24 protein-coding genes and 1 other annotated feature are annotated in these 25,581 nt (G+C 36.7%); of the genes, 9 read left to right on the forward strand and 15 right to left on the reverse strand.

Translation table 11 applies throughout. The features are described 5' to 3' along the window. Positions 1-18 precede the first annotated feature (18 nt). Positions 19-1,668 (reverse strand): FAD-binding dehydrogenase, encoded by a 1,650-nt coding sequence (locus KVT27_RS21050; RefSeq protein ID WP_217581886.1) that lies wholly within the window; start codon positions 1,666-1,668, stop codon positions 19-21. A 403-nt stretch (positions 1,669-2,071) separates the two neighbouring features. Then, positions 2,072-2,311: a binding site (T-box leader), on the forward strand. A gap of 159 nt (positions 2,312-2,470) precedes the next feature. On the opposite strand from KVT27_RS21050, the gene serA reads away from it, so the two are divergent. Beyond that, the gene (serA, locus tag KVT27_RS21055; RefSeq protein WP_036120363.1) at positions 2,471-4,078 is read left to right on the forward strand and encodes a phosphoglycerate dehydrogenase; all 1,608 of its coding nucleotides are present in this window, start codon (positions 2,471-2,473) and stop codon (positions 4,076-4,078) included. Positions 4,079-4,253: 175 nt separating this feature from the next. Here the strand turns inward: serA and KVT27_RS21060 are convergent, their stop codons facing one another. The 5 genes from KVT27_RS21060 to KVT27_RS21080 form a co-directional block, all read right to left on the reverse strand. Next, positions 4,254-5,042 carry an HAD family hydrolase gene (locus KVT27_RS21060; protein WP_150906901.1) on the reverse strand — a complete coding sequence of 263 codons (789 nt, stop codon included), beginning with the start codon at positions 5,040-5,042 and terminating at the stop codon, positions 4,254-4,256. A gap of 174 nt (positions 5,043-5,216) precedes the next feature. Continuing rightward, positions 5,217-5,465, reverse strand: coding sequence for a DUF3006 domain-containing protein (locus KVT27_RS21065; protein WP_217581887.1), 249 nt, complete (start codon positions 5,463-5,465; stop codon positions 5,217-5,219). Then, a complete protein-coding gene (locus KVT27_RS21070) occupies positions 5,452-6,636 on the reverse strand; it encodes an MBL fold metallo-hydrolase (protein ID WP_217581888.1) in 1,185 nt (394 codons plus the stop codon). The genes KVT27_RS21065 and KVT27_RS21070 overlap by 14 nt, the downstream gene beginning before the upstream one ends. 71 nt (positions 6,637-6,707) lie before the next feature. Then, positions 6,708-8,054, reverse strand: coding sequence for a GntP family permease (locus tag KVT27_RS21075; RefSeq protein WP_036220496.1), 1,347 nt, complete (start codon positions 8,052-8,054; stop codon positions 6,708-6,710). Next, entirely contained in the window at positions 8,055-9,194 is a 1,140-nt protein-coding gene (locus KVT27_RS21080) for a glycerate kinase (protein ID WP_217581889.1), read from the reverse strand. A 164-nt stretch (positions 9,195-9,358) separates the two neighbouring features. Here KVT27_RS21080 and KVT27_RS21085 point away from each other — a divergent pair, with 164 nt between their 5' ends. Continuing rightward, positions 9,359-10,438, forward strand: coding sequence for a CdaR family transcriptional regulator (locus tag KVT27_RS21085; RefSeq protein WP_036147045.1), 1,080 nt, complete (start codon positions 9,359-9,361; stop codon positions 10,436-10,438). A gap of 39 nt (positions 10,439-10,477) precedes the next feature. Here the strand turns inward: KVT27_RS21085 and KVT27_RS21090 are convergent, their stop codons facing one another. After that, positions 10,478-11,983, reverse strand: a complete 1,506-nt coding sequence (locus KVT27_RS21090; RefSeq protein WP_217581890.1) for a coproporphyrinogen III oxidase — start codon at positions 11,981-11,983, stop codon at positions 10,478-10,480. A 176-nt stretch (positions 11,984-12,159) separates the two neighbouring features. On the opposite strand from KVT27_RS21090, the gene KVT27_RS21095 reads away from it, so the two are divergent. Further along, positions 12,160-12,525, forward strand: coding sequence for a hypothetical protein (locus KVT27_RS21095; RefSeq protein WP_036120383.1), 366 nt, complete (start codon positions 12,160-12,162; stop codon positions 12,523-12,525). Positions 12,526-12,564: 39 nt separating this feature from the next. On the opposite strand, the gene KVT27_RS21100 is transcribed toward KVT27_RS21095, so the two are convergent. From KVT27_RS21100 to KVT27_RS21115, 4 genes are all read right to left on the reverse strand, one after another. Continuing rightward, positions 12,565-13,473, reverse strand: a complete 909-nt coding sequence (locus KVT27_RS21100; RefSeq protein ID WP_217581891.1) for a copper amine oxidase N-terminal domain-containing protein — start codon at positions 13,471-13,473, stop codon at positions 12,565-12,567. A gap of 119 nt (positions 13,474-13,592) precedes the next feature. Next, positions 13,593-14,255: a ribonuclease H family protein gene (locus tag KVT27_RS21105; protein WP_036120388.1), complete on the reverse strand. Its 663-nt coding sequence runs from the start codon at positions 14,253-14,255 to the stop codon at positions 13,593-13,595. 130 nt (positions 14,256-14,385) lie between these two features. Further along, entirely contained in the window at positions 14,386-14,733 is a 348-nt protein-coding gene (locus tag KVT27_RS21110; RefSeq protein WP_008173388.1) for a YlbF family regulator, read from the reverse strand. Positions 14,734-14,749: 16 nt separating this feature from the next. Next, on the reverse strand, positions 14,750-15,892 hold the full coding sequence (locus KVT27_RS21115) for a DUF445 domain-containing protein (RefSeq protein ID WP_217581892.1): 1,143 nt from the start codon (positions 15,890-15,892) through the stop codon (positions 14,750-14,752). A 189-nt stretch (positions 15,893-16,081) separates the two neighbouring features. Here KVT27_RS21115 and KVT27_RS21120 point away from each other — a divergent pair, with 189 nt between their 5' ends. From KVT27_RS21120 to KVT27_RS21135, 4 genes are all read left to right on the forward strand, one after another. Beyond that, positions 16,082-16,285, forward strand: coding sequence for a YheE family protein (locus KVT27_RS21120; RefSeq protein ID WP_025117277.1), 204 nt, complete (start codon positions 16,082-16,084; stop codon positions 16,283-16,285). Positions 16,286-16,456: 171 nt separating this feature from the next. Then, the gene (locus KVT27_RS21125; RefSeq protein ID WP_036120397.1) at positions 16,457-16,873 is read left to right on the forward strand and encodes a hypothetical protein; all 417 of its coding nucleotides are present in this window, start codon (positions 16,457-16,459) and stop codon (positions 16,871-16,873) included. Positions 16,874-17,334: 461 nt separating this feature from the next. Continuing rightward, positions 17,335-18,654, forward strand: coding sequence for a hemolysin family protein (locus tag KVT27_RS21130; protein ID WP_191967647.1), 1,320 nt, complete (start codon positions 17,335-17,337; stop codon positions 18,652-18,654). A 132-nt stretch (positions 18,655-18,786) separates the two neighbouring features. Beyond that, on the forward strand, positions 18,787-19,695 hold the full coding sequence (locus tag KVT27_RS21135; protein WP_096364792.1) for a cation diffusion facilitator family transporter: 909 nt from the start codon (positions 18,787-18,789) through the stop codon (positions 19,693-19,695). 18 nt (positions 19,696-19,713) lie between these two features. On the opposite strand, the gene KVT27_RS21140 is transcribed toward KVT27_RS21135, so the two are convergent. Next, entirely contained in the window at positions 19,714-20,454 is a 741-nt protein-coding gene (locus tag KVT27_RS21140; RefSeq protein WP_036120406.1) for an effector binding domain-containing protein, read from the reverse strand. Positions 20,455-20,517: 63 nt separating this feature from the next. Continuing rightward, positions 20,518-21,447, reverse strand: a complete 930-nt coding sequence (locus KVT27_RS21145) for a helix-turn-helix transcriptional regulator (RefSeq protein WP_150906897.1) — start codon at positions 21,445-21,447, stop codon at positions 20,518-20,520. A gap of 571 nt (positions 21,448-22,018) precedes the next feature. Here KVT27_RS21145 and KVT27_RS21150 point away from each other — a divergent pair. Further along, positions 22,019-23,140, forward strand: coding sequence for a response regulator (locus tag KVT27_RS21150; protein WP_217581893.1), 1,122 nt, complete (start codon positions 22,019-22,021; stop codon positions 23,138-23,140). 53 nt (positions 23,141-23,193) lie between these two features. Here the strand turns inward: KVT27_RS21150 and KVT27_RS21155 are convergent, their stop codons facing one another. Further along, complete coding sequence (locus KVT27_RS21155) at positions 23,194-23,841, reverse strand: response regulator (RefSeq protein ID WP_008173403.1); 648 nt, start codon at positions 23,839-23,841, stop codon at positions 23,194-23,196. Positions 23,842-23,853: 12 nt separating this feature from the next. Beyond that, positions 23,854-24,969, reverse strand: coding sequence for a GAF domain-containing sensor histidine kinase (locus tag KVT27_RS21160; protein ID WP_025117285.1), 1,116 nt, complete (start codon positions 24,967-24,969; stop codon positions 23,854-23,856). A 183-nt stretch (positions 24,970-25,152) separates the two neighbouring features. On the opposite strand from KVT27_RS21160, the gene KVT27_RS21165 reads away from it, so the two are divergent. Next, on the forward strand, positions 25,153-25,578 hold the full coding sequence (locus KVT27_RS21165) for a disulfide formation protein C (protein ID WP_008173406.1): 426 nt from the start codon (positions 25,153-25,155) through the stop codon (positions 25,576-25,578). The last annotated feature ends 3 nt before the right edge of the window (positions 25,579-25,581 follow it).

Below are 25,581 nucleotides of genomic sequence, written 5' to 3' on the forward strand. Positions count from 1 at the left end.
GCTCTTTTTGTACTGGCATTAAACTTCTGCTAAAAAACGTCCTACCTGCCTACCACTAAATATACAGCCACCAACAAACGTTCCTTCTAAAGCGCGGTAGCCATGAACACCACCGCCTCCGAAGCCACTTACTTCCCCAGCAGCAAATAGTCCTGGAATAGGCTGACCATCCATCCCTAACACTGCCCCATTTAAGTTTGTTTGTAAGCCACCTAAGGTTTTTCTTGTTAAAATATTTAATCGTACCGCAATTAAAGGCCAATTTTTAGTGTCTAATATTTTATGTGGCTTAGCAACACGTACTAGCTTATCCCCAATATAATTTCTAGCACCGTGAATGGCGTTCACCTGTAAATCTTTTGTAAACTTATTATCCATTTCTCGATCTCTTGCTAAAATTTGCTCTTTAATTTTCATAAAATCGAGTAAATCATTGCCTGCTAGTTTATTCATTCCATCTACTAGTTCTCTTAAATCATTTGCAATTACAAAATCCTCACCATGGTTTTTAAAGGCTTGGATTGGAGCAGGTGGTCCGGGCATGATCCTTTTTAAAACATCACCAATGCTTTTGTTTGTTAAATCAGGATTTTGTTCCGAGCCAGATAGAGCAAATTCTTTTTCAATAATTTTTTCTGTTAAAATAAACCAAGAATAGTCATAGCCTGTTTTTTGAATGGTTTCTAGTGTACTGAGTGTATCGAATCCAGGGAAATTAGGCGCATGAAATCGGTTACCTTCTGCATCAAACCATAAGGAGGAGGGGCCTGGCAATATTCGTATTCCATGATTAGGCCAAATCGGATCCCAATTTTTTAATCCTTCTGTGTAATGCCACATACGATCACGATTCACAATACGTCCCCCTGCATGCTCTGTAATTTCCAGCATTCTTCCATCTACATATGCAGGAACACCACATACCATATTCTTAGGAGGAGTCCCTAATCGTTCAGGCCAATTTTTTCTCACTAAATCGAAATTCGCCCCGATACCCCCACTTGCCACAATAACGGCTGCAGCCTCATACGAAAATTCTCCGACTCCTAATCTTGAGCTTTTTTCCCCTCGACTGATAAAGGTTTCTGCTAGTACTGTTCCACTTATCCCCATAATCCTGCCGTCTTGCTGAATAAATTCATCTACACGATGTCGTGGTTTAAATTCAATATAGCCATCTTTTATGGCCTTTTTGACTTTATCCACAAATGGCTTAACAATGCCTGGACCTGTTCCCCATACAATATGAAACCTCGGCACAGAATTTCCGTGTCCACCAGCTAGAGAACCACCCCGTTCTGCCCAGCCAACAACAGGAAAAAATTTAATCCCCTTCGACTTCAACCAATCATATTTTTCACCCGCAGCAAAATCGACATAGGCCCTCGCCCATTTATATGCCCAGGAATCCTCATCTTCTAAACGATCAAAGCCTGCTGTCCCTAACCAGTCCTGCCATGCCAGCTCCTTACTATCCTTAATGCCGAGCCTTCTTTGTTCAGGAGAATTTACTAAAAATATGCCACCAAAAGACCAAAATGCCTGTCCCCCTAATGAATTTTCAGGCTCTTGATCTACTAAAAGTATTTTTTTCTTTGCATTGACTAACTCGCAGGCTGCCACTAAGCCTGCCAGTCCGGCACCAACTATTGCAACATCGTATTTCATTACTACACCCCCAAATCAATCATCCTTAATTTAAATTCTTCTCTCATAGTCTATTTACCTTCTAAAACTCAAAGTTTTGTCTAAAATGTGACAAGGCAAAATGTTCGTTTTCTTTCATGAAACAAACTAGTTCTAACATAGAACAATTAATTAATCCCATTTAATTGCCATATAATATTTTCGCTATAAACTTCATGGAACCTTGATACAATCAGTCTTTTTAAATATCGTTAACGCTTTCATTGTACACTCCTAAAAGACGAACATTAATAAAATATAACACTAAAAATGTTCGTATATTAGTATTTTTCAGACTTTTGAAGTCAATTTTTTTTTAGTTTTTTAGAAATATCATTGACAAAGGTGAACAATAGGGATTATGATGTTAACAAATTTAATCATAAAAAATATAACGACGGAGACACACTAGTCGAAAGAAAATCCAAAGAGAGCTGATGGTTGGTGCAAATCAGTGATTTCTACGATAATAGTTCCACTCCTGAATAGTTAAGCTGAACCATTTAAGTAAGCTTATCCGTCTCATGCACGTTACGCATATTGCTAAGACTGCAAGAATAAGTTTTTCTAGCAGTGATTAAGGGTGGTACCGCGAACCAAGTTTATGTAGCCTTTCGCCCCTTACAACACAATAACTGTGTTTGTAAGGCGTGAAAGGCTTTTTATATTGCTTTCGATTCGGAAAGGAGATTGTTTGCATGCTGTAAGATGTTAGAATTTTACAAATTTCAGACTATCGTAGATAAAACCACTATTAACATTTATTAAAAAGGAGCTAATTATAATGATTACTGCCACAAAAACAATTAACGTATTTATCGCTGATCCACTAAGTGAGGATGGGATTTTCCCATTACGCCAGGAACAAGATTTAGATTTAAACATTATCGTAGACACTGGCCTAGCACCAGAAGAATTAATCGCTAAAATTGCAGATGTAGACGTGTTACTTGTTCGTTCACAAACTACTGTGACACGTGAAGTAATTGAAGCGGCAAAAAGCTTAAAATTAATTGGTCGTGCTGGTGTAGGTGTCGATAATATTGACCTTGCTGCTGCCACTGAGCATGGTATTATCGTTGTCAATGCTCCAGATGGTAACACAAACTCAGCTGCTGAGCATACAATCGCCATGATGACATCACTTGCACGTCACATTCCACAAGCTTTTAATACATTAAAAAATGGGAAATGGGACCGTAAATCTTATGTTGGAGTAGAGCTAAAAAACAAAACTTTAGGTGTTGTAGGCTTTGGCCGAATCGGTGTTGAAGTTGCTTACCGTGCAAAAGGTCAACGTATGAATGTGATGGCATATGATCCTTTCCTAACGGATGAGCGTGCAAAAGAATTAGGTGTCACAAAGGCGACAGTGGAAGAAATTTGTGAAGCAGCTGATTTCATTACTGTACACACACCACTTCTTCCTGAAACACGTAATCTTATTAATAAAGAAAAGTTTGCGATGATGAAAGATGGCGTACGTATCATTAACTGTGCACGTGGCGGTATTATTAATGAGGACGATTTGTATGAGGCTATTGTAGCTGGTAAAGTAGCAGGTGCTGCACTAGATGTATTCGTATCTGAACCAGCGACAGACCATAAGCTGCTTACTTTACCTCAAGTAATCGCAACACCTCACTTAGGTGCATCTACAATTGAAGCACAAGAGTCTGTAGCTGTTGATGTATCAAATGACATTATTAAATTTTATAAAACAGGTACTGTAACAAATCCAGTGAATATGCCATCTATTCCGAAAGAGCTTCTTGCACAAGTTGAGCCTTTCTTTGAATTAGCAGAAAAGCTTGGTTCATTCTTATCACAAGTAACAACAGAGCCTGTAAAAGAAATCAACTTATCTTATGCTGGGGATGTAGCAAACTATGATGTCCGTCCATTAACTTCAAATGCATTAAAAGGTTTATTAGCTAAAAATCACGGTAATCATGTGAATGATGTCAATGCTCGCTATCTGTCTGAGCGTATTGGCATGAAAATTATCGAGCATAAAACAACAACGGCTAAAGGCTTTACAAGTTTAATTACAATTGAAATTATTACTGCAAATGAAACACATACCGTAGCTGGTACCTTATTAAATGGCTTAGGTGCACGTATCGTCAAAGTAGAGGACTATGTTGTAGACGTTATTCCACAAGGTCATCTTCTATATATTAAAAACACTGACAAACCAGGTGCCATTGGTCGTGTAGCCACTAAACTTGCAGAAAAGGAGATCAATATCGCCACTATGCAAGTTGGTCGTGCCCAAGTTGGTGGGACAGCGGTTATGATGTTAACGATAGATAATGTTGTAACAGATGAAGATTTAGCATTTGTGGCACAGCTTGAAAATATTGATGAAGTAAAAGCTATTAATTTATAATAAGCAAAACGAAAAGCAGAGAGTTTTACTCTCTGCTTTTTTGAATATTCTTTAAAGGGTAAGCTAGTGAGCATCGTGATATTGGTGATAGCTTTTCCATTCATACGCTTAGCATAAAATATAAAGTATTCCAATCAAAAAATGTACTGCATCCGTGAAGGAGCAGTACATTTCTTTAAAGTTTTTCCACTAGTTGTAATAAGTCTGTCAAAGAGACTATCTCATACGTAGGTGTCACTTCTCCATTGGCCCTATTATTTTCGCGATTAATCCATACGTTTCGCATCCCTACACGAGAGGAGCCTAAAATATCAGTATTGAGATTATCGCCAACCATAATTGCCTCATCTGCTGTAATACCTACGCTCTCCATTACATGCTCAAAAATAGAAGCGTCAGGCTTTCCTTTTCCAAAGTCTCCTGAAATAATAATATGATCAAAGTACGGAGCTATTTCTGGCGTAATTTCCAACTTTAAATTTTGCAAACTAGGTGCGCCATTAGTAAGTAAAACAAGCTTGTACTTGCCTTTCAACTCGTCTAACACAGGAAATGTATCTTCATATAGAAATGGGGAGGCTTTACGCTCAGCTACAAAGCGTTCTCCTAGTTCTGCCCCGAATTTTTCATCCTCTATACCAAGAGCAGCTAAACCTTTTGTCCATGCTGCCGCACGATAGCCTGGAACAAGTCCCTTCATTGTTTGGAAAGATTCAGTCGGATCATCAAATGTTCCCCATAGTCCTTCGAAAGGATTAATGCCAATTAATACGGTATAGTCGTATGTTTCATAGCCTTCGTATAATGCACGAGCCTCTTGACGAACTGCTTCCTCTAGCTCAGTAGAATTCACATTATGTATCGTAGCAGCATAGTCACATGTTTTTTCAAAAGCAGTTTTTACTGATTTTTTATCCCATAGTAATGTATCATCTAAATCAAAAATAATAGTGTTTATCGCCATTTTATCCGTCCGCTCCTAGCTTCTGATTAATACTATTATTTTAGCATATTTTCAAAATATTTAGGATAACAAATTATGTCCAATTCCTCTTAAATTCCATCCGTTTACAGGGCTTTTCTGATTCAAAATAATAACAAGCTGCGGATAACTTCCTCACAGCTTGTCATCTATTATTTATTGATGTTTATGACGTAAACGGTCCATTAAATTCTGGATATCAGCTTTTTTTTGTTCTGTTTCTTCCCTTAAAATTTCAATATGGTAAATGCCTTCGATTTCTTCTATCTGTACACGATCCCCAACAACGACAGGCTTATTCATAGCTGACTGTAAAATAATAATTTGTTCTTCTTCCTCAGGATACTTTAAAAAAACAGCATAACCGTCTTCTATACGATCTAAAGTATATTTAGTCGAGCTCACTAACAAGTTCCCCTTTCTCATTCCGTAATTGCGCAGCATCTCCATCGTTTAGCCATATCTGTTTAGTGGTCCATTTTAAATAATTATCCCCTTCACGAGCATTAGCCCCGCTAGTAACATAAATGATTTTACCAGGCTGTAATGATAGATTAGGAAAATTAAAAACTTGATTTCCTTCCAGAGAAATAAGCTGCCAATTGTTTAACGAAACAGCTTGTTGACCATTATTTTTAATGCCTACAATTTCTGTTACTAAATCTTTGCTGACGATCTCAACAGCTGTAGGTAAAAAAGTGGATGGAGTTTTTGGAGTTACCGCTCTGGAAGCTTCCTTTCCATTCACCGTGTAGTTTACCCCATCCGTTGCCACGATAATCGTTCCTGATTCAGCAGTAGCATAGATGTTACTGCCCATTGCTTGCAATCGATCCACTACTTCTGCATGAGGATGCCCATATTTATTATCTTCACCATAGCTTAATATAGTGACTTCTGGCTTCACTGCACGAATGAATTCTTCTGAGCTACTTGTATTAGAGCCATGATGTCCTGCCTTCAGAATAGTGGCTGTCACATCATTTTGCATCATTTCTTTTTCTAATGCTATGCCCGCATCCCCCGTTAATAAAAAGGATACGTTGCCATAAGCTACTTTTAAAACAATCGAAGCATCATTATTATCCGTAGCATGTTCATTTGCATTTAAAACCTTCACCGTTACATCCTTATCAAATTCAATAAGGTCCCCTGTTTTCGGCACATAATAAGGTATATTTTTTTGATCAATCGCCATCAGCATTTCTTCAAAAGTTTGAGAGGTATGTACTTTGCCCGAATCAAAAAATTGCTCAATAGGGATTGTCTGTAACACTGGAATGAGCCCACCTATATGGTCAGCATCGGGATGTGTTGCCACTACCTGATCAAGTTTGTTCACACCAAGTTCCTTTAAATAAGAAACTACCTGCTGTCCTGCCCCTTTCACACCACCGTCTATAAGCATTGTTTTCCCATTTGGCGATTCAATTAATATGGAATCCCCTTGTCCCACATCAATAAAATGAACTCGCATCTCATGGCCAGCCGTTACAGGTACTTGCTCTGTCTTAACTGCTTCTGTACAGCCTGCTAATAAAAAAATACAAAGGAGTACTACTATTAATTTTTTCATGTGACTAACTTCCTTTCTATCTTCCTATTATACAAAAAAGAGAGCTTACCATGGGCAGCTCTCCTTGTACTTTAAACAAATATCCACCATAAAACCATTGTAATTATAATTGTAACAATGCCTTGTAACAATGTGGCAACTGTTTGTGCCTTATAGGCTTGAGTTACTTCCATTCCACTATACTGTGTAATTACCCAGAAGAAACTGTCGTTTACATGACTAACCGTCATTGCACCAGCTCCAATGGCCATTACTACTAATGCTAACGGGACAGCTCCCTCAATGCCGAGTGTCACGAGCATTGGTGCAACTAGAGTAGACGTAATAACAAGCGCTGTCGTTGAAGATCCTTGGGCAGTTTTTAAGGCAGCAGCTACTAGAAACGGCACTAGCAGGAATAAAGTACCTGACGCAAACATCCCCAAATCCATTTCCTGTAGCATTTCTCCAACACCAGCATTTTTAATAACGGTCCCAAATGAACCGCCCGCTCCTGTAATAAGTAATATGGGAGCGGCTTCTTTTAAACTCTCTCCAATCCAACCCGTTAAGGTCGTTTCACTAATTTCAGGTAATAATAAAAAGGCAGCAGCCACCCCTAAAAATAAAGCTACCGTTGGTGAACCTAAAAACTTAAAGATCGTATTGACTGTTGATTCGGGATCCCCTACTAACGATGCTATTGAACCAAGACCAATTAAGACAATTGGAAGGACGATTGGTAAAAAGGCTTTAAATGTTGAAGGCATTTTGCCAAAGGATTTAATAACTTCCTCATAGTCTAATGCTTCTACCTCATCTTCAGGTACTCGAATTTTGGTTGCAACTTTCACGGACCACATATAGCCTACAAATGTAGCCGGTATTGCTACTAATAAACCAATGACAATAACTGTCCCTAAATAATCGGCCGCCCCAATATTTCCTGCTGCTGCGATGGGACCTGGTGTGGGTGGGACTAATACATGTGTCGCAAATAAACCCGTCGCTAAAGCTACTGCCATTGATGCAATCGTTACGTTAGCCCGTTTTGCTAATGATTTTTGCAAGCTGGATAAAATAATAAAACCCGAATCACAAAATACTGGGATGGATACGATGTAACCAATTAAAGACATCGCTAGTTGTGGACGTTTTGGGCCGACGATTCGTAAAACTACTTCTGCCATTCGATAGGCTGCGCCTGATTTCTCTAATATTAAACCTATAATAGTTCCAGCGATAATCACTAAGCCAATGCTCGTCATTAAACCACCGAAACCAGTGTTAATACTTTCTACCACTGTTAATAATGGCATTCCTGAAGCAATTCCGACGAAGAAGGCACTCATTAATAATGCCAGAAATGGGTGTAGCTTTAATTTAGCCGTGCCCAATACAACAAACAATACCCCTATTAAAATAATAATGAATAACATCTAGTCAACCCCCTTTTGTATGTAAAGCTCAAAGATTCTCTTAGTTTTTAACCGAATAAAACGAGCGGGTTCTTGCATTGCCTGCTGAGTAGTAATCTCCTCATCTACTAATGTTTCTACAACGCTAAAATACTTTTGAAGTGCAGGTTTAGCCGTACTATCAATGTCTCCCGATAATAAAGCTGCATCTATATGTGCTAGCGCTGCGGCTTTCGCAACCCCTAATGGAGCCTTACCATGTAATGTTTGGAGATCCGATTTTCCTTCTCCTGTTATTACTAACTGTGCGGTTGCTAAATGAGCCTGTAACTGGACTGCATCTATGACGATATCAATTCCTGCATGAAATGTCCCTTTTAAAAATGCGATTAACGCGCCTCCCAATCCTCCTGCCGCTCCCGCTCCTTGATAATCATGCAATCGAATAGAAAACTGTTGTTCAACGATATCTGCAAAATGCTTTAAACAGTTATCAAAATGTATGACTTGATCGTCCCGCACACCTTTTTGAGGACCAAATATAGCTGTTGCTCCTCGTTCACCAATGAATGGATTATCCACATCACAGGCAATGGTAAATATCGCTCCTGTTAATCTAGCATCCAGTCCACTTACATCGATTGCAGTTAACTTCAGTAGACTTGAAATTCCATCTTCTAAATCTGAGCCATCTTCCTTTATGAATCGCGCACCTAATGCCTTGAGCATGCCAATCCCTGCATCATTTGTGGCACTTCCACCTATACCGATAATAAATTTTCTAAAGCCTCGGTCGAGAGCCGCCTTGATTAATTGGCCAGTACCATACGTTGTAGCAAATTCAGGATTTTTTTCATTCTCTTGTAGCAGCATGATGCCAGATGCCTGAGCCATTTCAATCACACATGTTTCTTTATCACCCAAAACACCATATTGTGCTTTTATGTCTCTTCCTATTGGATCTAATACATCCACTGAAAAATATTGACCATTCGTAGAGGCAATAAGCGAATCAAGTGTCCCTTCCCCACCATCTGCAATGGGTAGAATTATAGTTTCTATTGATGGATCTGCATCCAGAATCCCTTTCTGCATGGATTTTGCTACTTCAACTGCTGACAGTGTACCCTTGAAGGAATCTGGACTAATAATGATTTTCATATAATACCTCCACTTATGTCGTCCATTGACATTTACGTAAATTTTAAATTCCTAAGTTAAGCGCTTACAAATTATTATAATGACAATAAATTCAGAAAACATTATAATAAATGTACAATTTATCTGTGCTATAACAGACGGTTTTTTATCCGAGGTGTATAAACATGTTGACCAAAAAATTAGCAGAAGATATCGTACATCAAACAATGTTACGCTTACGTCACAATATTAATGTCATTAGCCCTACTGGTGTTATTTTAGCCTCTGGAGACAAGATGAGGGTGGAGGATATTCACGAAGGTGCAGTTTATGTAGCAAAAACAAAAAATACATTGATTATTAATGAAGACAATATAGAGTTGTATCCAAATACAAAGCCTGGCATTAATATGCCTATTATGTATCAGGATGAAGTAGTAGGTGTGATTGGTATAACTGGAGATTCAGAAGACATGCTTGAAATCGCCAATCTTGTTCAATTAACGACAGAGATCATGACACATCAAGCACTCGTTGAGTCTAAAAGCGAATGGCAACGGAAGAATAATGACTACATATTCGAGGCACTCGTTCATGGAAGTAAGCTGGATGCTACTTTAAATAAACGAATTCAGAAATTACCATTCTCACTAATAGCACCCTTCCAAGTTATATTAGTGAGTTTACATGAAACATCTTATTTAGAAAATACGATACCCTTCTTTTTTGAGGATTTATTTTATAGACAGCCCATTCTGGCTGGACATAGCCAATTACAGGAGTATTATATACTGCTAACCCATTGTCAGGAACAAAGCCGTCAATCTATTATAAAAGCTCTCAGAAAGAAAAAACAAAAACTACCTTCCTTACAAATTGGTATTGGTCCAGTTGTCCAGCAACTTTCACTACTTCCTTATAGCTATCAGGGAGCTAGGACAGCACTTGAATTCGCTAACGTCCATAACGAGATTACCTTTTTTGAGGATGTAGAGTTATTTTCTCTTTTTAAACATCGTGAATCAGAGGAGGTACAAGCTTTTCATCACCGAATCCTTAAAAATATCAATGCAAAACAGCTAGAAACATTACAGTCGTTTTTTGATTGTAATTTACAGTTAAAGCTTTGTGCACAGCAACTAAACATTCATCGTCACACACTTACTTATCGATTAAATAAAATAAGAGAGTTAACTGGCTATGATCCACAATATTTTGAAGATGCAGTGATTTTGCAAATGGCGTGTACATTACGAACTCTATAAATAGTAAAGGCAATCTGAATCACTCAGATCGCCTTTATTTTATAGTTTGTATACCTCATCTAAAAACTCGATTTTTTTCCCAATAGCCTCTTCAAAGGTCATAATATATGCTGCAGGATCTTTTGGGTTGTGGAATTGCGTAATTTTTCCTGTTTCAGGATGAACAAATTTAGAAGATGCGCCACAACCAACCCCTAAAATTGTCTGTACCTCTTCCATGATCACAATATTATAAATACTCTCTTCACCAGCTTTACTATAGCCGACATTTTCGAGATTACCTAAAATATTTTTTTGGCGATATAAATAATAGGGAACATAGTCATTTTCCTTTGTCCAATCTTGTGCCATTTGCATCATTTCAGCGACCGTATCTCGATCTGCTACTTTATATTTATCTTTATTGCGAGTCATTTCAGATGCTCGTTTAAATGATAATGTATGGACAGTTAATGATTCAGGCTGCATCTTAGCCGATTCCACTAATGAATGCTGGAATTCCTCAATACCTTCATTGGGTAAACCAATAATGAGGTCCATATTAATATTGTTCATACCAGATTCACGTGCTAGCCAAAATTTATCAATTGTTTCTTGAACTGTATGATGACGACCAATGGCCTTTAATGTTTCATCTGTATACGATTGTGGATTTACACTAATACGATCAATTCCCCATTTTTTAAGCACTTCTAATTTTTCAGGTGTAATCGTATCTGGTCTTCCTGCTTCAACGGTAACCTCTCGAATTGTTTCAGGGTTCGGGAAGGATTCATACATCGTTTGATATAAGGCGTCCATTTCATCTGCTTCAATGGAAGTTGGTGTACCGCCCCCCCAATAAATAGAGGTGATTTTCATATTATTGTCCTTGAGCCATTTTCCCATTTCACGTAATTCAATATGCAAGCCATCTAAAAATGTATTTACACGACCTTGCTTACGATTACTTCCGATCGCATAGGCTGGGAACGTACAATAAGCACATTTCGTTGGGCAAAATGGAATGCCGATATATACACTAATCTCCTGCCCAATTTGATCAATATCTGGAATGGTTACTAATTGTCGCTCCACTATATCTTTTAAAAGTGCTACCTTCTCCTTAGACAGGCGAAAATCTCGAATTAATAGCTCAGCAATTTCTTGATCTCCTTTTCCTTCTTTTCTAAACTTGTGATAGAGCTTAGTTGGACGGACTCCTGTTAGAATTCCCCATTGCTGATGTACCCCTGTATGCTGCTCAAGAACATCTAAGAATACATGGGATAGTGCTCGTTTCATTCGAATATTGAGCTCACGACCTGTTGCAGCTGATTCGTATTGGATGCTGTAATCATTTGTATATTGTTGTCCATCTACAGTCAAGATCGCTTTTGTAGCTATTGAAAAACTTTCTCCAACGTCGTACGTAAATGAAACCGACATATCAGCTTCCTCCGGCTCCACTCGCAGCTTGGAATCCTCAAAAAATAAATTCGCTATATGATTTAATACGCGAATCCAATCCTCAGGATATTTTTGATCTATGTGAATCATTTTCATATTGTTTCGCTCTCTTCTTTTCTTATTCCATATATATTGTAGATTTAAGTTTAACAAATTTCTATGACTTTAAGCAAAGTAACAATAAGAAACAGTTAGAAAACAGAATATTCAGTCTACATATAGACAAACTATTTTTTTGTCATTATAATTTCTTACAAAAGGTGGTGTTGATAGTGTTTCTTTTAAAAAATAGTAATCGTCCATCCATTTCGAGCTTTATTCATCAAGTAGAAGTAGCATTCCACCATTTTGACTTAGCGCGATGTGATGAAAAAACATTATATGTCACCGTATTATTTAAATATGAAACATATAATGTGATCTGTGACTTTATCTACATCATTGACCAACAAGAAATGTACGGAGCTATTTCTATCAACAAGCACTACGAGAAAGCTAGGGCATTTGTTAAACAGCACTTCCAGCAATTTTTATTGTATTCAGATGAAATGATATTAGCTAAAAATTTTATGAGTACGCTTTCTTTCAAGCAATGCCTGCAGCAATTTGCCAAAAGATATCCGTCTCTTGAAAAATAAAACTAGTATGCCACAAAAGTTGGCATACTAGTTTTAAATTTATTTCAAAAATTCTTCAATGAATTCAACAGGGACATAAGTTTTCGTGTCTTTCAAAATTGGTGCCACTGACAAAGTGCGTAATGATTTGTTATAACCAAACGTTTTATCTCCACGTGTGATTGTATAAGATCCATTGCCCTTTGTTAGGATAACCGTTTTACCTTTTGATTCTACTTTAAAGCCAAGCTTTTCTGCAATGCTCCGTAATGGCACCATTGTTGTTTCTTCTACCATATAAAAATCTGTGGCGATGATTTTATTAATTTCCTCATCTACTGGATTCAAAGAACTTTCCGAATTGTCATCTAGAACAATCACTTTCGAAGGTGTTGTTTGTGCTGGGATACTCTTTGTGGATGCTGTATAAAAAACAGCTAAATGCTTCTCTGCTAAATCTTTTGACGTTACTTTTTCACCTTTTGCATTGAGCAGCTCTGTTTCTTTTCCAATATTTAATTTTAAAATATCATATGTGTTTGTTAAATCTTCAAAGAAATAATCCACTTCTACAAGCCCAACTTCTTTTGAATCTACAATGACAATCTCTGGATTGAATTGCGGTGGGTAGATATATTTTTGTGGTTTATTGGCAAAGGTATAGGCCTCTACTTTATCCCCTTCTTTAAGCTCTACTTTTTTACCCGTATTATCATACACAGGAGTATCTTTTGTAATTTCTAGTACATTTGTTTGTTCTCCGTCTTTAACAGTGTAATATGTAATGTCTTTAGCAACACGAACATCTTCAACTGTTCCATGTGTTTGATTGAAAATGTGTACTGGATCGATTTGGATTTGCGGAATTTCAACTTCATCCTTCTGCTCATTTGCCGAAGCAACAGGTATGACAATACTTCCCATTAATAATGCAGACAAAGCTGCTGGTGCTAATTTTTTCATATACATAAAATATCTCTCCTTATTGTTTGGGTTCATAGGAGTAGTAGTTTTAAAATGGAAAAAGTTTCATTACCTATAGAGAATTTTAAAAAGAGGTGTCAGTAATTACCGACACCTCTTTCAATTTATTCTTTTACGAGTTCGCTCAAACCTGTAATATCTATACCTTTTAATGCTTGTGTAGCAAGCCGGTCTGCTTCTGAATTGTCCTTGCGAGCGATTAGCTGATAGTCCGGTTGAATGGTTAGCTGTGCTAATTTGGTATCAATCTTATCTGCCCAACCTACTAGATCCTTTTCTAATGCTGCCCATTCCCCATTTAATTGATTGATAACTACTTGGGAGTCTCCTTTAATTTGGACCGGTAAATGATGGACATTTAGTAATTCTAGCTCCACTAAACCTAAATAAAGCGCAGCATACTCTGCTTCATTATTAGATTTAAGCTCGGATGAAAAAGCATTTCTTCTTAAACGATAGGGCTTACCATTTTGTTCATAGTAAATAGCACATCCAAGCCCTGCCTGCCCTGTCCCCCTATCAAAACCTCCATCGAAATAGACAATAATATTATGCGGCTCTGTATCTATTTCTTTTAAATAGGCTTTTAGCTCTTTTAATGTCCAACTTGTATCTTGACGATCCAAGCAATGAATGGACTTGACTCTTCCGGTCTTTTCCATATCCTCTGCTAGTAATAGCGCTTGCGCTGCAGGCATTTCTTCAGAACGTAAAACAGTTGTTGCTCCCTTCGGTGTTTTATAGGTCCATTCAATGAATACATGCATAGCTATAACCTCCAATACAATTGACTGGTGTATATAAAGTAAAAACGTGCTCCGGTTAGCGGATACACGTTTTCCTCTTACTTGTATATGTGCAATTTCTCAGACAATTATTCCTTACGATATAGATGATTTATTGAATATCTTCATATAGGCCTTGAATTGGCTTTATTAAAATACGATTCACTTCTTCAATGACTTTACTTAACTTCATTTCTGCCTCAAGCATAGCTGAAATCTTTTCATTTTGCTGCACAAGCTGAGATGCCTTTTGGGCATAAACAAGCTCATCCTCCAATAAATCCTCACCAGCTAATTGTTTCTTTTGTAATTCAATTTGAATTTTACGGAAGTTTTTAAAGACATTTAACGCCTCTTCATCACTCTTTACAACTTCAACCGCCGCTTGTAAAGCCTCAAACTCTGGAGTCTTACGGAAAGTTGCCTCTAGCGCATTAATGTCATTATAAATATTAACCATTTATACAATCTCCTTTTTAAATAAAGTAAACAATTAAACCTTGCACAATTCCAATCAATCCACCAAGAACTGCACCTAATACGGTAATCATTTTAAATTCACGTTTTGAAATACCTAATACTAGTTCCTCTAATTTCTCTACAGGGAAAGAGTCAACCTGCTCACGAACAACTTCTTGTAAATTTAAACGTGTAAGTACATCCTCTAGTTTTTCCTCTGCCTTGACAAAAGCTTTTTCAATCGCCTGTGGGATAACCGAATGTTTCATCCATTCATTTCCATCAGGCCAATAATAAGAAATTGGTTGATTTAAACGTTCAGCGACAGCTAATTGCTCTTTTACATACATTTGTAATTTCGATAAAATTGGATCAAACTGCATGTCTTGTAAAAAGTCCATCGCTGGTCGATCTTTTAATTTTTCCCATTCTTGTGTAAAAATTTTTGTTAATAATGTTGACGTACCCGGAGCTTGTAAAAACTTGACAAGCTCACGTTGAACTTTTCCTACAAGGGACGATGAATCACCTAAAAACATATTGATCATACCACCAAATGACCCCTTTGATGATAAGAAATCATCAATCATTGCTTTAATTGTCATTTCACCTTCTGGTGATAAAAAGTAATCCTCGCCTTTTTCTAGTATATGATTGACTGCTACAGGAATCTTGGCATCAAGAGTATCCTGCATATCTGAAGATAGCAGTGTACGAATTGATTTTGTTGATAGTGTATTCTTCACTGATGCAAATTGTCCCTCAACAATCGCTTCAACTTTCTGCTCAATTGTAGCTGGCATATGAGCAAACCCCGCAATATTTAACCAATCTTGAATCGTTTTATCGTTTGTAAAGATGGTTTCTTCTACTTTCGTTTGCACAAGCTGTTCAACCTTTTCCTGAATATCCTTCGAGAAAAATTTCTTTCTAAATGTTTCAGGAGTTAATAAATAATTTACAACGGTAAGACCTAGCTGTTTTGCTAATTCATCACGTCGTTTTGGAATAAGACCAGGTGTAAATGGAACGCGCCAGTTTTTAATATATATTGCGTTATGTGGACGAAAAAGCATTTTAATGGCTAGGTGATTGGTAACGCCTCCGATTGCTGCGCCAATAATTGCCATAAAAAGTAATGTCACGATAAAATTGTCCATTAGTATCCTCTCATTTCAGTTGAATTCACGATTGGCGTTTTTTGTCGCCTTCTGCACTTATTATAGCAGAGCAATGATTTCCAACAAAAGAAATACCCCCTTTAGATTTCAGTATAAAAGTGAATAGTTGCAAAATTACCATTATCCTTGAATAATATGAACTACATACTATAGAAATGAGGTTGGATGATGATTCAACATTTCAGTTTTAAGCCATTATTTGAAAATACTCAACTTCCAGGATGGACTGTTTCATTTTTTTATCAGCGTGAACGCTACTCTGCTGAATATTTAAAAGACGGCACTATTCAATGGACAGGACCAACACCTCCAAATGAAGAAGATGTTAAAAAAATGATTCATGAGCTAATGCTATTCCATGTGTATGATTAAAAAATATAGTAATTTTTTCGCTTAATTCCCCGATAAAAATACCTATATTTACTATATATAGCACGTCCTTTATGCTAATTATGTTGATACATGTTGAAATTCCTATATATTTCTTATACATTAGGGTTAGCAATTTAATAGTATATGTTTTTTATGCAGGGGGCCATTTCAATGAGTAAAGTCACGCTTTCAGATGACTTAAACAGTTATCATTCAAAAGCATTAATACGTGTAAAAGTAAAAGAATTTTTTTCAGAATTTTCCGCGAAAATATTCGAACTAGCTGACGAAGCTGGTAAATTAGATCACAAAAAATTTGAAACCATCTCTGGCATTAATGGCGATTTCTATAATGAATATTGTAGCCAACTTAAAGGTTTCTTTGACTCGTCTGCAAGCACTTTTGGTAAAAAATCAATTAAAACAATGTACTTTACTTATAACGGTAAAAATTACATTTTGACTCAGCAAGGTATCACAGAAAAAGCACCAATATCTATAGCACCATTTACGGATAATTTACCTTTGAAAGAATCCTTTCATGATGTAGAGAAGGCATGTTTAAAATTACGTTTCCAACAGGAATAAACTTAGAAGGAGCAGTCACATCAAAGACTGCTCCTTCTAAGTTTATTCTCACCAAAAAAAGGAAAGTCTCAATTGATGATCGAGTCTCTCCTTTAGCTATAAAAAATAATTCATTTAAAAAAATCCGCAAGTAAAAGCACTCTTGAGATTTTTGACGTGTCGTATTATATAAGATGCAAAATGCTTCTTTCCCTAAACAAACTATCTTTGCTCAATTTAAGTTAGCATATTGCAATCACGTTTACAATCACTTTGCTTGTGAAACTAGCTACTTTTTACAGGGATAGAATATGAACATAAAAAGTTGTTGTCAATATTTGTGTTTTTCTTTTAAATAATTTATTATTGAAACATCCAACAATTTTTTAAATCATAGGAGGTGTACACTTTGTTTACTTCCCTCATTTGGGCGGGAACAAAGGAATTATTTGGACGGAGACATATTGGAGATAACCATTAGGTTGGCGGCATTCGCCCTACTAATTATAATGACAGGATTTTTCGTTGCAACAGAATTTGCAATCGTTAAAGTGAGAACTACCCGCATTGATCAATTGCTCGCAGAAGGGCATAAGAAGGCGAAAAATGCAAAACGTGTTGTTTCAGATTTAGATGAGTACTTATCTGCATGTCAGTTAGGTATTACCATCACTGCACTCGGTTTAGGTTGGTTAGGTGAGCCTACATTCGAAATTATTTTGCACCCAGTGTTTGAATTTCTAAATTTGAATGGTAGTATAACATCTATCCTTTCATTTATAGTTGCATTCTCAATTGTAACGTTTATGCATGTTGTTATTGGGGAATTGGCGCCAAAAACATTAGCCATCCAAAAAGCAGAACTTGTCACATTAAACTTTTCTGGCCCATTAATTTTATTCCACAACATTACGTATCCAGTCATAAAGTTATTAAACGGATCTGCCCGTGGCTTAACTGGCCTTTTCGGCTTAAAAATGATGTCGGAATCAGAAGTAGCTCATACAGAGGAAGAACTACGTATGATTTTATCGGATAGTTTAAAGGGTGGAGAAATAAATAACTCAGAATATGAATATGTAAATAGTATTTTTGAGTTCTCAGATCGTCTTGCAAAGGAAATCATGGTTCCTCGAACAGAGATTGTCGGCATTGAAAAAGAACTGACAATTAAAGAGGTATTTGATTTAATGGGTGTTGAACAATATACTCGTTATCCAATTATTGACGGCGATAAAGACCATATTATTGGTTTAGTTAATATGAAGCATTTATTAACCGCTTACATTAAAGACCCGAAAAATGGGGATAAACCAGTTATTGATTATATGCAACCAATCATTCGAGTGATGGAAACAACGCAAATTAACGATTTATTACTCAAAATTCAACGTGAACGTATTCATATGGCCATTTTAATGGATGAATATGGCGGAACATCTGGTTTAGTGACGATCGAAGATATTATTGAGGAGATTGTCGGCGATATTCAAGATGAATTCGACGAAGATGAAATCCCAGAGGTACAAGAAATAGCAGATAATCATTTTATTTTAGACGCCAAAATGCTTCTTGAAAATGTAAATGATATGCTAGGTACTGACATAGAAGATGATGATATTGATACTATCGGTGGTTGGTTTATGACAAAACGCTTCGATGCAGTCGAAGGCGACAGCATTCAGGAGCAAGGTTATGAATTTATTGCAAAAGAATTAGATGGTCACCATATTTTATACTTAGAAGTTCTGAAGTTACCTGAAAGTGATTTATCAAATGAATTTGACGCTGTTACTGAGTAAGATTCATAAATATGGACTTTTCCTCACACCTTATATAGGTGGGAGTTAATACCGTGATAATAGATATAAACGACTCCCTTTTAAAAGGGAGTCGTTTTCTAATGTCCGAAAATTTTGCGAGGGGGAAACAAAATGGAGCTCTATACAAATTTACGTGAAGGGGAAAAAGGCGCTTGGTTATCCATTGGGACTTATTTAATCCTAAGCTCTATCAAACTAACGATTGGCTATATCGGCACCTCTGAGGCGTTAAAGGCAGATGGCTTAAATAACACCACGGATATTATCGCTTCTATCGCCGTCTTGATTGGCTTACGCATTGCTCAAAGACCGCCCGACTCCAATCATCAATATGGGCATTTGCGTGCTGAGACCATTGCCTCTTTAGTAGCATCATTCATCATGCTTGTTGTTGGTCTCCAGGTTTTAATTAATTCTTTAAAAAGCTTATGGGCACCACCTGGCACAACGCCTTCCCTCTTAACAGCATTTGTAGCGATAGGTAGTGGTGCTGTCATGTATATCGTTTATCGCTATAATTTGGCACTTTCTAAAAAAATAAAAAGCTCCGCTGTCAAAGCAGCCGCCTTTGATAATCGCTCAGATGCATTTGTCAGCATCGGCACTGCAATAGGTATTTTTGGTGCGATTTTTGGTTTTCCAATTATCGATTCTCTCACAGCTCTTATCGTTGCCTTTTTAATTATTAAAACAGCAGTAGAAATTTTTTGGGAGGCTGTTCAAAGTCTTACAGATGCATTTGATATCGATGAAGTGGAAACGTTATCAGTCCTAATCCGTAATGTGGACGGTGTGATCGAGCTCTTAGACTTTAAAGGCCGCGCCCATGGTAATATGTATTTTATCGACATAACCGTAACGGTTGACCCCTATTTAAATGTTTTTGACAGTCACCGCATTACTGAAGAAATCGAACGTACCATCTTGCGAGAAAATCGTTTTTGTCAGGTTCTCGTGCATATCGAACCTCATATTGAAATAGTTCCCCCTCCAAACGATGAAAAGTCTCCTACCAATTGATTGGTAAGAGACTTATTTTTATTTAATAGCGATATAAACTTCCACCTGGGCCTCTTGTGGGTTTGCACAACGTTCATCATACAGTTCAAAATCACCAGTATATGTTCGTTTCACCTCAGAATTTGCAAACCATGCCCAAATTTCTTGCCATGTTTGGATAACAATCTCCGGCATTTTTCCTTTCTGTGATGTGAATACTAAATATTTGGCTGCTGGAATAGTCTTGATGACTAAATCAGAAGGTGCTGTGTTCAATGAGGCTTCTACACCAAGTGTTATGGAATAATTGCCGTTTACATCAGTTTCATAGTCCGAATACAAACCGTACACGCTTTGATTATCCAACTTAGATAATTGGTCAACAATATTTTGCTCATAAAAATCATGCCATAATTGCGGGATTTTGGCTTGCGCTGTCCTTTCATTGGCATTGCTTGTTTCCGTCGAAATTCCTATGATTTGAAATGCCTCTCTTTTTATAATTTTTGGTTCTGACCATTCTTGTTTTCTCCATCTTTTTAAGCTTGGCAAAAAAGATGTAAGCATATGACGGGCATCCTTTTCAGGCATGCCATCTTTCTTTAAATGTGGCACACAAATGTCAATCATTGCTTCAACGGTTAAATCGGGTTGTTTAAAAGTCCCCCCCTCATAACAATATGTACAATAGTCTTGATTTTTGTGACCCTCTTTTTCCGTTCCTAATAAAACCTCATCTGTTAGAGGCATTCCACAGCTTTGACAATAGTTTTGCATCATGTTTGATTCCACCCTTCGCTTTATTTGTCCTTACTATAGCAAAGGAAACCTGACAACTGTCTGTCAACTATTATCTGGATTTTTATATACTTGAACAATTTCCTGCGCACGTTTTTGAAGAATGTCTCTTATATGAGGCGGTTCTATTACTTTTATACGATTGCCAAAACTAAGTAAAAAGCCGTACAGCCACTCATCCTCTGGTATAGATATATTAATTTTGGCCTGCTTATGATTAACAAATTCTACTCCAAAGGATTCTTCCACTAATGTCGTCACAGCCATATCAAAACTAATGACTAAATCGACTACGTTTTGTGGCTGATACCATTCTTTCCCCCATGGAAGTTCACTTAAATTAATTTCCTTCCGCTCATAGTGTAGATCTTCTTGCATTAAGTTTTTAATTCTTGCCAGTTTAAAGAGTCGAAAGTCCATTCTTAACGTGCAATAGCCATATAAATACCAAGTCTTTCCTTTTTGAACCAATGTATGCGGTTCAACTACTCGCCTTGTTAATTCTCCATGTGTCGTCGAATAGTTAAAGCTTACACAATGTCTATTTTCTATAGCACTTTTTAAAATCGTAATATGCTCCTTAAAAAGTATATTTGGCCCCCATGGACTCAGATCTATAAATAGGTGGTCCATCGATTGTTTGACATGATCATCTGCAATACTAGTTAGCTTTTCAAGAACAGCTTCTGCATGTGAATCTTCATAGGTAGTCAAAGCACTTTTAATGGCAATTGTCAGAGACGCAAGCTCATCCTTTGTTAAAATCTGTTTATCTACACGATAACCGTCTATTAAGCTAATTCCTCCGTGCGCTCCTTGTTGGCTAATCACGGGTACCCCTGCACAGCTTAGTGTTTCAATATCTCGATAAATAGTACGAACCGACACATTAAATACTTCTGCTAATTCTTGTGCGGTAACCTTTTTTCGATTGATTAATATCATTATCATTGTAAGCAGACGCTCTAATTTCATAGCGAAGCCCCTTTCTTCATAGATCTTATTTTTTTCTCAGCGAAATGCATTTTAATTACTATCATCCTATATTTTTAAGTATTTTTTAAGTACTTTTTTAGTTTTATTTAAGACAAATGTACTATAATTACGCCTGATTAATTATTACAATCATTATACTATTTTTACAATATAAGAAAAAATATTACTTTTTAAAGTCGATCTCTTACAGCTTTATATTCCTACTAAATATAAACTATTTCAATTTTTTATAAGAATAGTTTGATACATAAACGCCTAAACAATTATTTCAATTCTCTTAACACAAATAAATAACTTCTTTCTTCTATATAATGAACGGCGAATACTTTCTAAGAAGGGATTTGGCGTGATGTGACACCCCCACAGGATTACTAACTCTCGCCTGTGGAAGACCTACTATAAATTGCTTTATTTTAGTATCAAATTTTTAATAGAGAAAATTAAGTGATTTTAACTTTTCATGCCCTTCAGTATATATAGAAAGCCTTTTCAACCAAAATGAACTAGAGTTTAATGGTTTTCAATTTAATTGTAAAAAGGAGAGTTTGATGTGATTCGAGCCGTTTTAATAGACAATGAACCTTTAGCTTTACACTATTTTCAAAATAAACTACAAGTATTTCAGCAAATACAAATTATTCAAACCTTTACGAGTGTAGAAGTATTTCTTAATGAGCTACCCTCGATAGAATTTGAGGTTCTATTTTTAGAGGTAAAACTCAAAGAACTTTCTGGACTTGAAGTAGCGGACATTATTAAAACAGAGCGTCCACATATCAGTGTTGTTTTTATTACTTCCCATCATGAATTTGCTTTACAAGCTTATGAAATTGGTGGACTTGATTATTTATTAAAACCCATCAGCCATGCTCGTTTAGAAAAAACAGTGACTCGTATTGATCATGAATTTTCTATACAGCAAATGCTTCAACAGGCAACTCAAACGTTATTAAACGTACAATGCTTTGATCAATTTGCTGTTTATAGCAATAAAAGCTTAGTAGCATTTAAAACTGAGAAGACGAAGGAATTATTTGCTTATTTTATTTTGCATCCAAATATTCCTATTCACCGAGATTATTTAATTGAAATTCTTTGGCCAGATTTAGATTATGTAAGAGCCAAATCAAATCTTCATACAGCTTTGTCGTACTTAAGGAAAACATTAAATACGATTGGCTATGAAAACTGTATTGTTTTTTCAAATAAATACTATATCTTTGAAAAACCAAGCCTCGTGTGTGACTTATATGATTTTCAAAAACTTCATGAGGATTTTTCACGATTAGAATTTCCTTCTATTTCTTTAATTCATCAATGTCTAGCAATTTATAAAAATGGTTTATTTGTATTTGATGATTATGAATGGGCAAAAGCCTATAAGGATAGATTAACGAAATCATACATAGAGATATTAGAAAAAGGGTTCCAAACTACAGTCTTTTCAGATACTGATAAAGCCATAGAATTTTTGCATGCTTTATTAGAATATGATCCCTATAATGAACAAAAACTTGAGCACTATTTATACACATTAATACAGGCAGGTCTTCATGAGCAGGCGCACAAAATTTTCCTAACGTATAAACAAAAACTAAAAGAGGATTTAGCATTAGCTCCAAGTTCTACTTTATTAGAAATATCAAAAAAGTTATTTGTGGAAAGTAAATAACCAAACTAAAAACGACGAGCTCCTACAATATTGTAGAAACTCGTCGTTTTGCTTTAGCTACCACTACCCTCTGTCAAACCATGTTTAACCGCATATAGAGCAGCCTGGGTACGATCTTGTACTTGTAATTTTGTAAATATATTAGAAATATGAGTTTTAACTGTTTTTTCTGTAACAAATAATGAGGATGCAATTTCTCGATTACTTTTCCCTTTTGTTAGCTCTGCCAGCACATCCTGCTCACGAGGTGTCAATGGATTTAACGAATGTGGGGCATTCTGTGCCTCCTGGCGATCCATTTCAAGCGTGGTTGTAGCCTCTGGGTGTAATGTATTTTCGCCACGCATAATGCGACGAATAGATAAGACCAATTCATCTGGCTCAATATCTTTCAATTGATAGCCTGCAGCCCCAGCCTCCATTGCAGGGACAACATGGTCCCGATCTGAAAAGCTTGTCAGCATTAAAATCTCTATTTTTGGAAATTTTGCTTTAATGCGCTTTGTCGCCTGTATGCCGTCCAACTCAGGCATCACTAAATCCATTAAAATAATGTCTGGTTGGATACTTTCTGCTAATGATACGGCTTCATGTCCATTTTTCGCCTCTCCAACAACCTCAATATCCTTTTGTGTCTTTAAGAAAAACAGTAACCCTCGACGCACTACGTGATGATCGTCTGCAATTAATACACGTATCATGTCCTCTCCCCCTTAATATGGCAAGCGGATCAGCAGCTCCGTACCTTTGCCCATTTCACTTACCCAGTCGGCAGTGCCACCCACTGATTTTGCACGGTCCTTAATGGATTGTAAGCCCATTGACAGTAGCTTCGTATTATTGTCAATGACAAATCCTCGACCCTCATCGCGTATAACTAATAAAATATCTGTAGATGTGACGGTAATATAAAGTGCTGCCTCTAAAACACCTGCATGGCGTCTCACATTATTTAAAGCCTCTTGAGCTACTCGAAATAATGTCTCTTCAATCCGCGATGGAAATTGTAGGACTCCTGAAACCGTAACATGTAATTTTAAGCCAAGCATCTCAGCATATACTTTTATCGCTTCCAGTAGGCCATTTTCCAATCCCTTTGGTCGTAGCTGCCAAATCAATGCCCGCATCTCTGTTAGCGCATCCTGTGTTAAATGCTGTATCTCTTTAAATGTTTCTTTCACATCGCTATCCTGTGTCATTTCAATTCCAGCTCTCGCCGTTAGCGTAACAGAGAATAATAGTTGATTGACAGAATCATGTAAATCTCTTGCTAGACGGTTGCGCTCCTTTACAAGGGCCATTTCTTGCTCTTGTTTCGTCAGTAAAATTCGCTTTATAGCAGAACCCATCTGAAATGCTACCGACTCCAATAGGGCTAGCTCCTCCTCTGAAAAGCGTACCGTATCCTTTGAGGCAACATTTAATACACCAAAACGTTCTTGGCCAGATTGAAGGGGCACTGTGGCATGATGGGTGATTCCTTCATGATCCCCAACATTAGCTGCAATGGCACTTTCAATGCGTTGACATTCAATGATATTAGATGCCTTTTTTAGCTCCTCATTACGATAACGCGATACACACCAACAGCCACCTTTTTTTAAATAATGACAGTTGTTAAATTCCAATGCCTCAGGTAAATTTTCATGAACAACAAGCTCCGAGCGTCCCTTTGCATCAATAAAAAAGATCCAGCCTGTTTCAAAATTCGTGCCATTTAAAAATTTGATAAGGGCCCCTTTTAGCATCGTAACGATTTCAGTTTCTTCATTTAATAGCTCTGCAATTTCCTTTAATATACTTATATTGGAATGCTCATTTTCCTTCACGAAAACACCTCTTCTTTAGCATTACTATTGTTAATGATACCATTAAGGTATTAGGCTCGTCTTCATTAGCCGTTCATACTTTAGACTGAAATTATCTTCCTTATTTTGCGTAAGTTAATTTACATATAAAACTAGAACAACTATAATCGTACAAGTAGTGTTTTTATAAAGGGGAGAATCGACATGTCTAAAAAAGAGGAAAATGGCTTATTATTTATATGGATAGTTTCAGCTGTAGCTACACTGGGTTCATTATACTTTTCTGAAATTCGTCATTATGAACCGTGTAAATTATGTTGGATACAGCGTATTTTTATGTATCCCATCGTCATTATGGCCACTGTAGCCTTCATACAAAAAAATGCTCGTATTGCTGTCACAACAGCGGTTTTCTCTGTTATCGGAGGCTGTATCTCACTCTATCATTACGGCATTCAAAAGCTTAGTTTTTTAGCGGATAATGCCCCTTCTTGTGGCGCCGTATCATGTACAGGTCAATATATTAACTGGTTAGGCTTTATTACTATTCCATTTTTAGCATTAACTGCATTTATTTTAATTGCAGGGGCAAGCTTTTATTTAATAAAAGCTACAAAAGCTGCAAAATAATCA

It is taken from the genome of Lysinibacillus sp. GbtcB16 (assembly GCF_019091145.1).
Taxonomy (GTDB): Bacteria; Bacillota; Bacilli; order Bacillales_A; family Planococcaceae; genus Lysinibacillus; species Lysinibacillus fusiformis.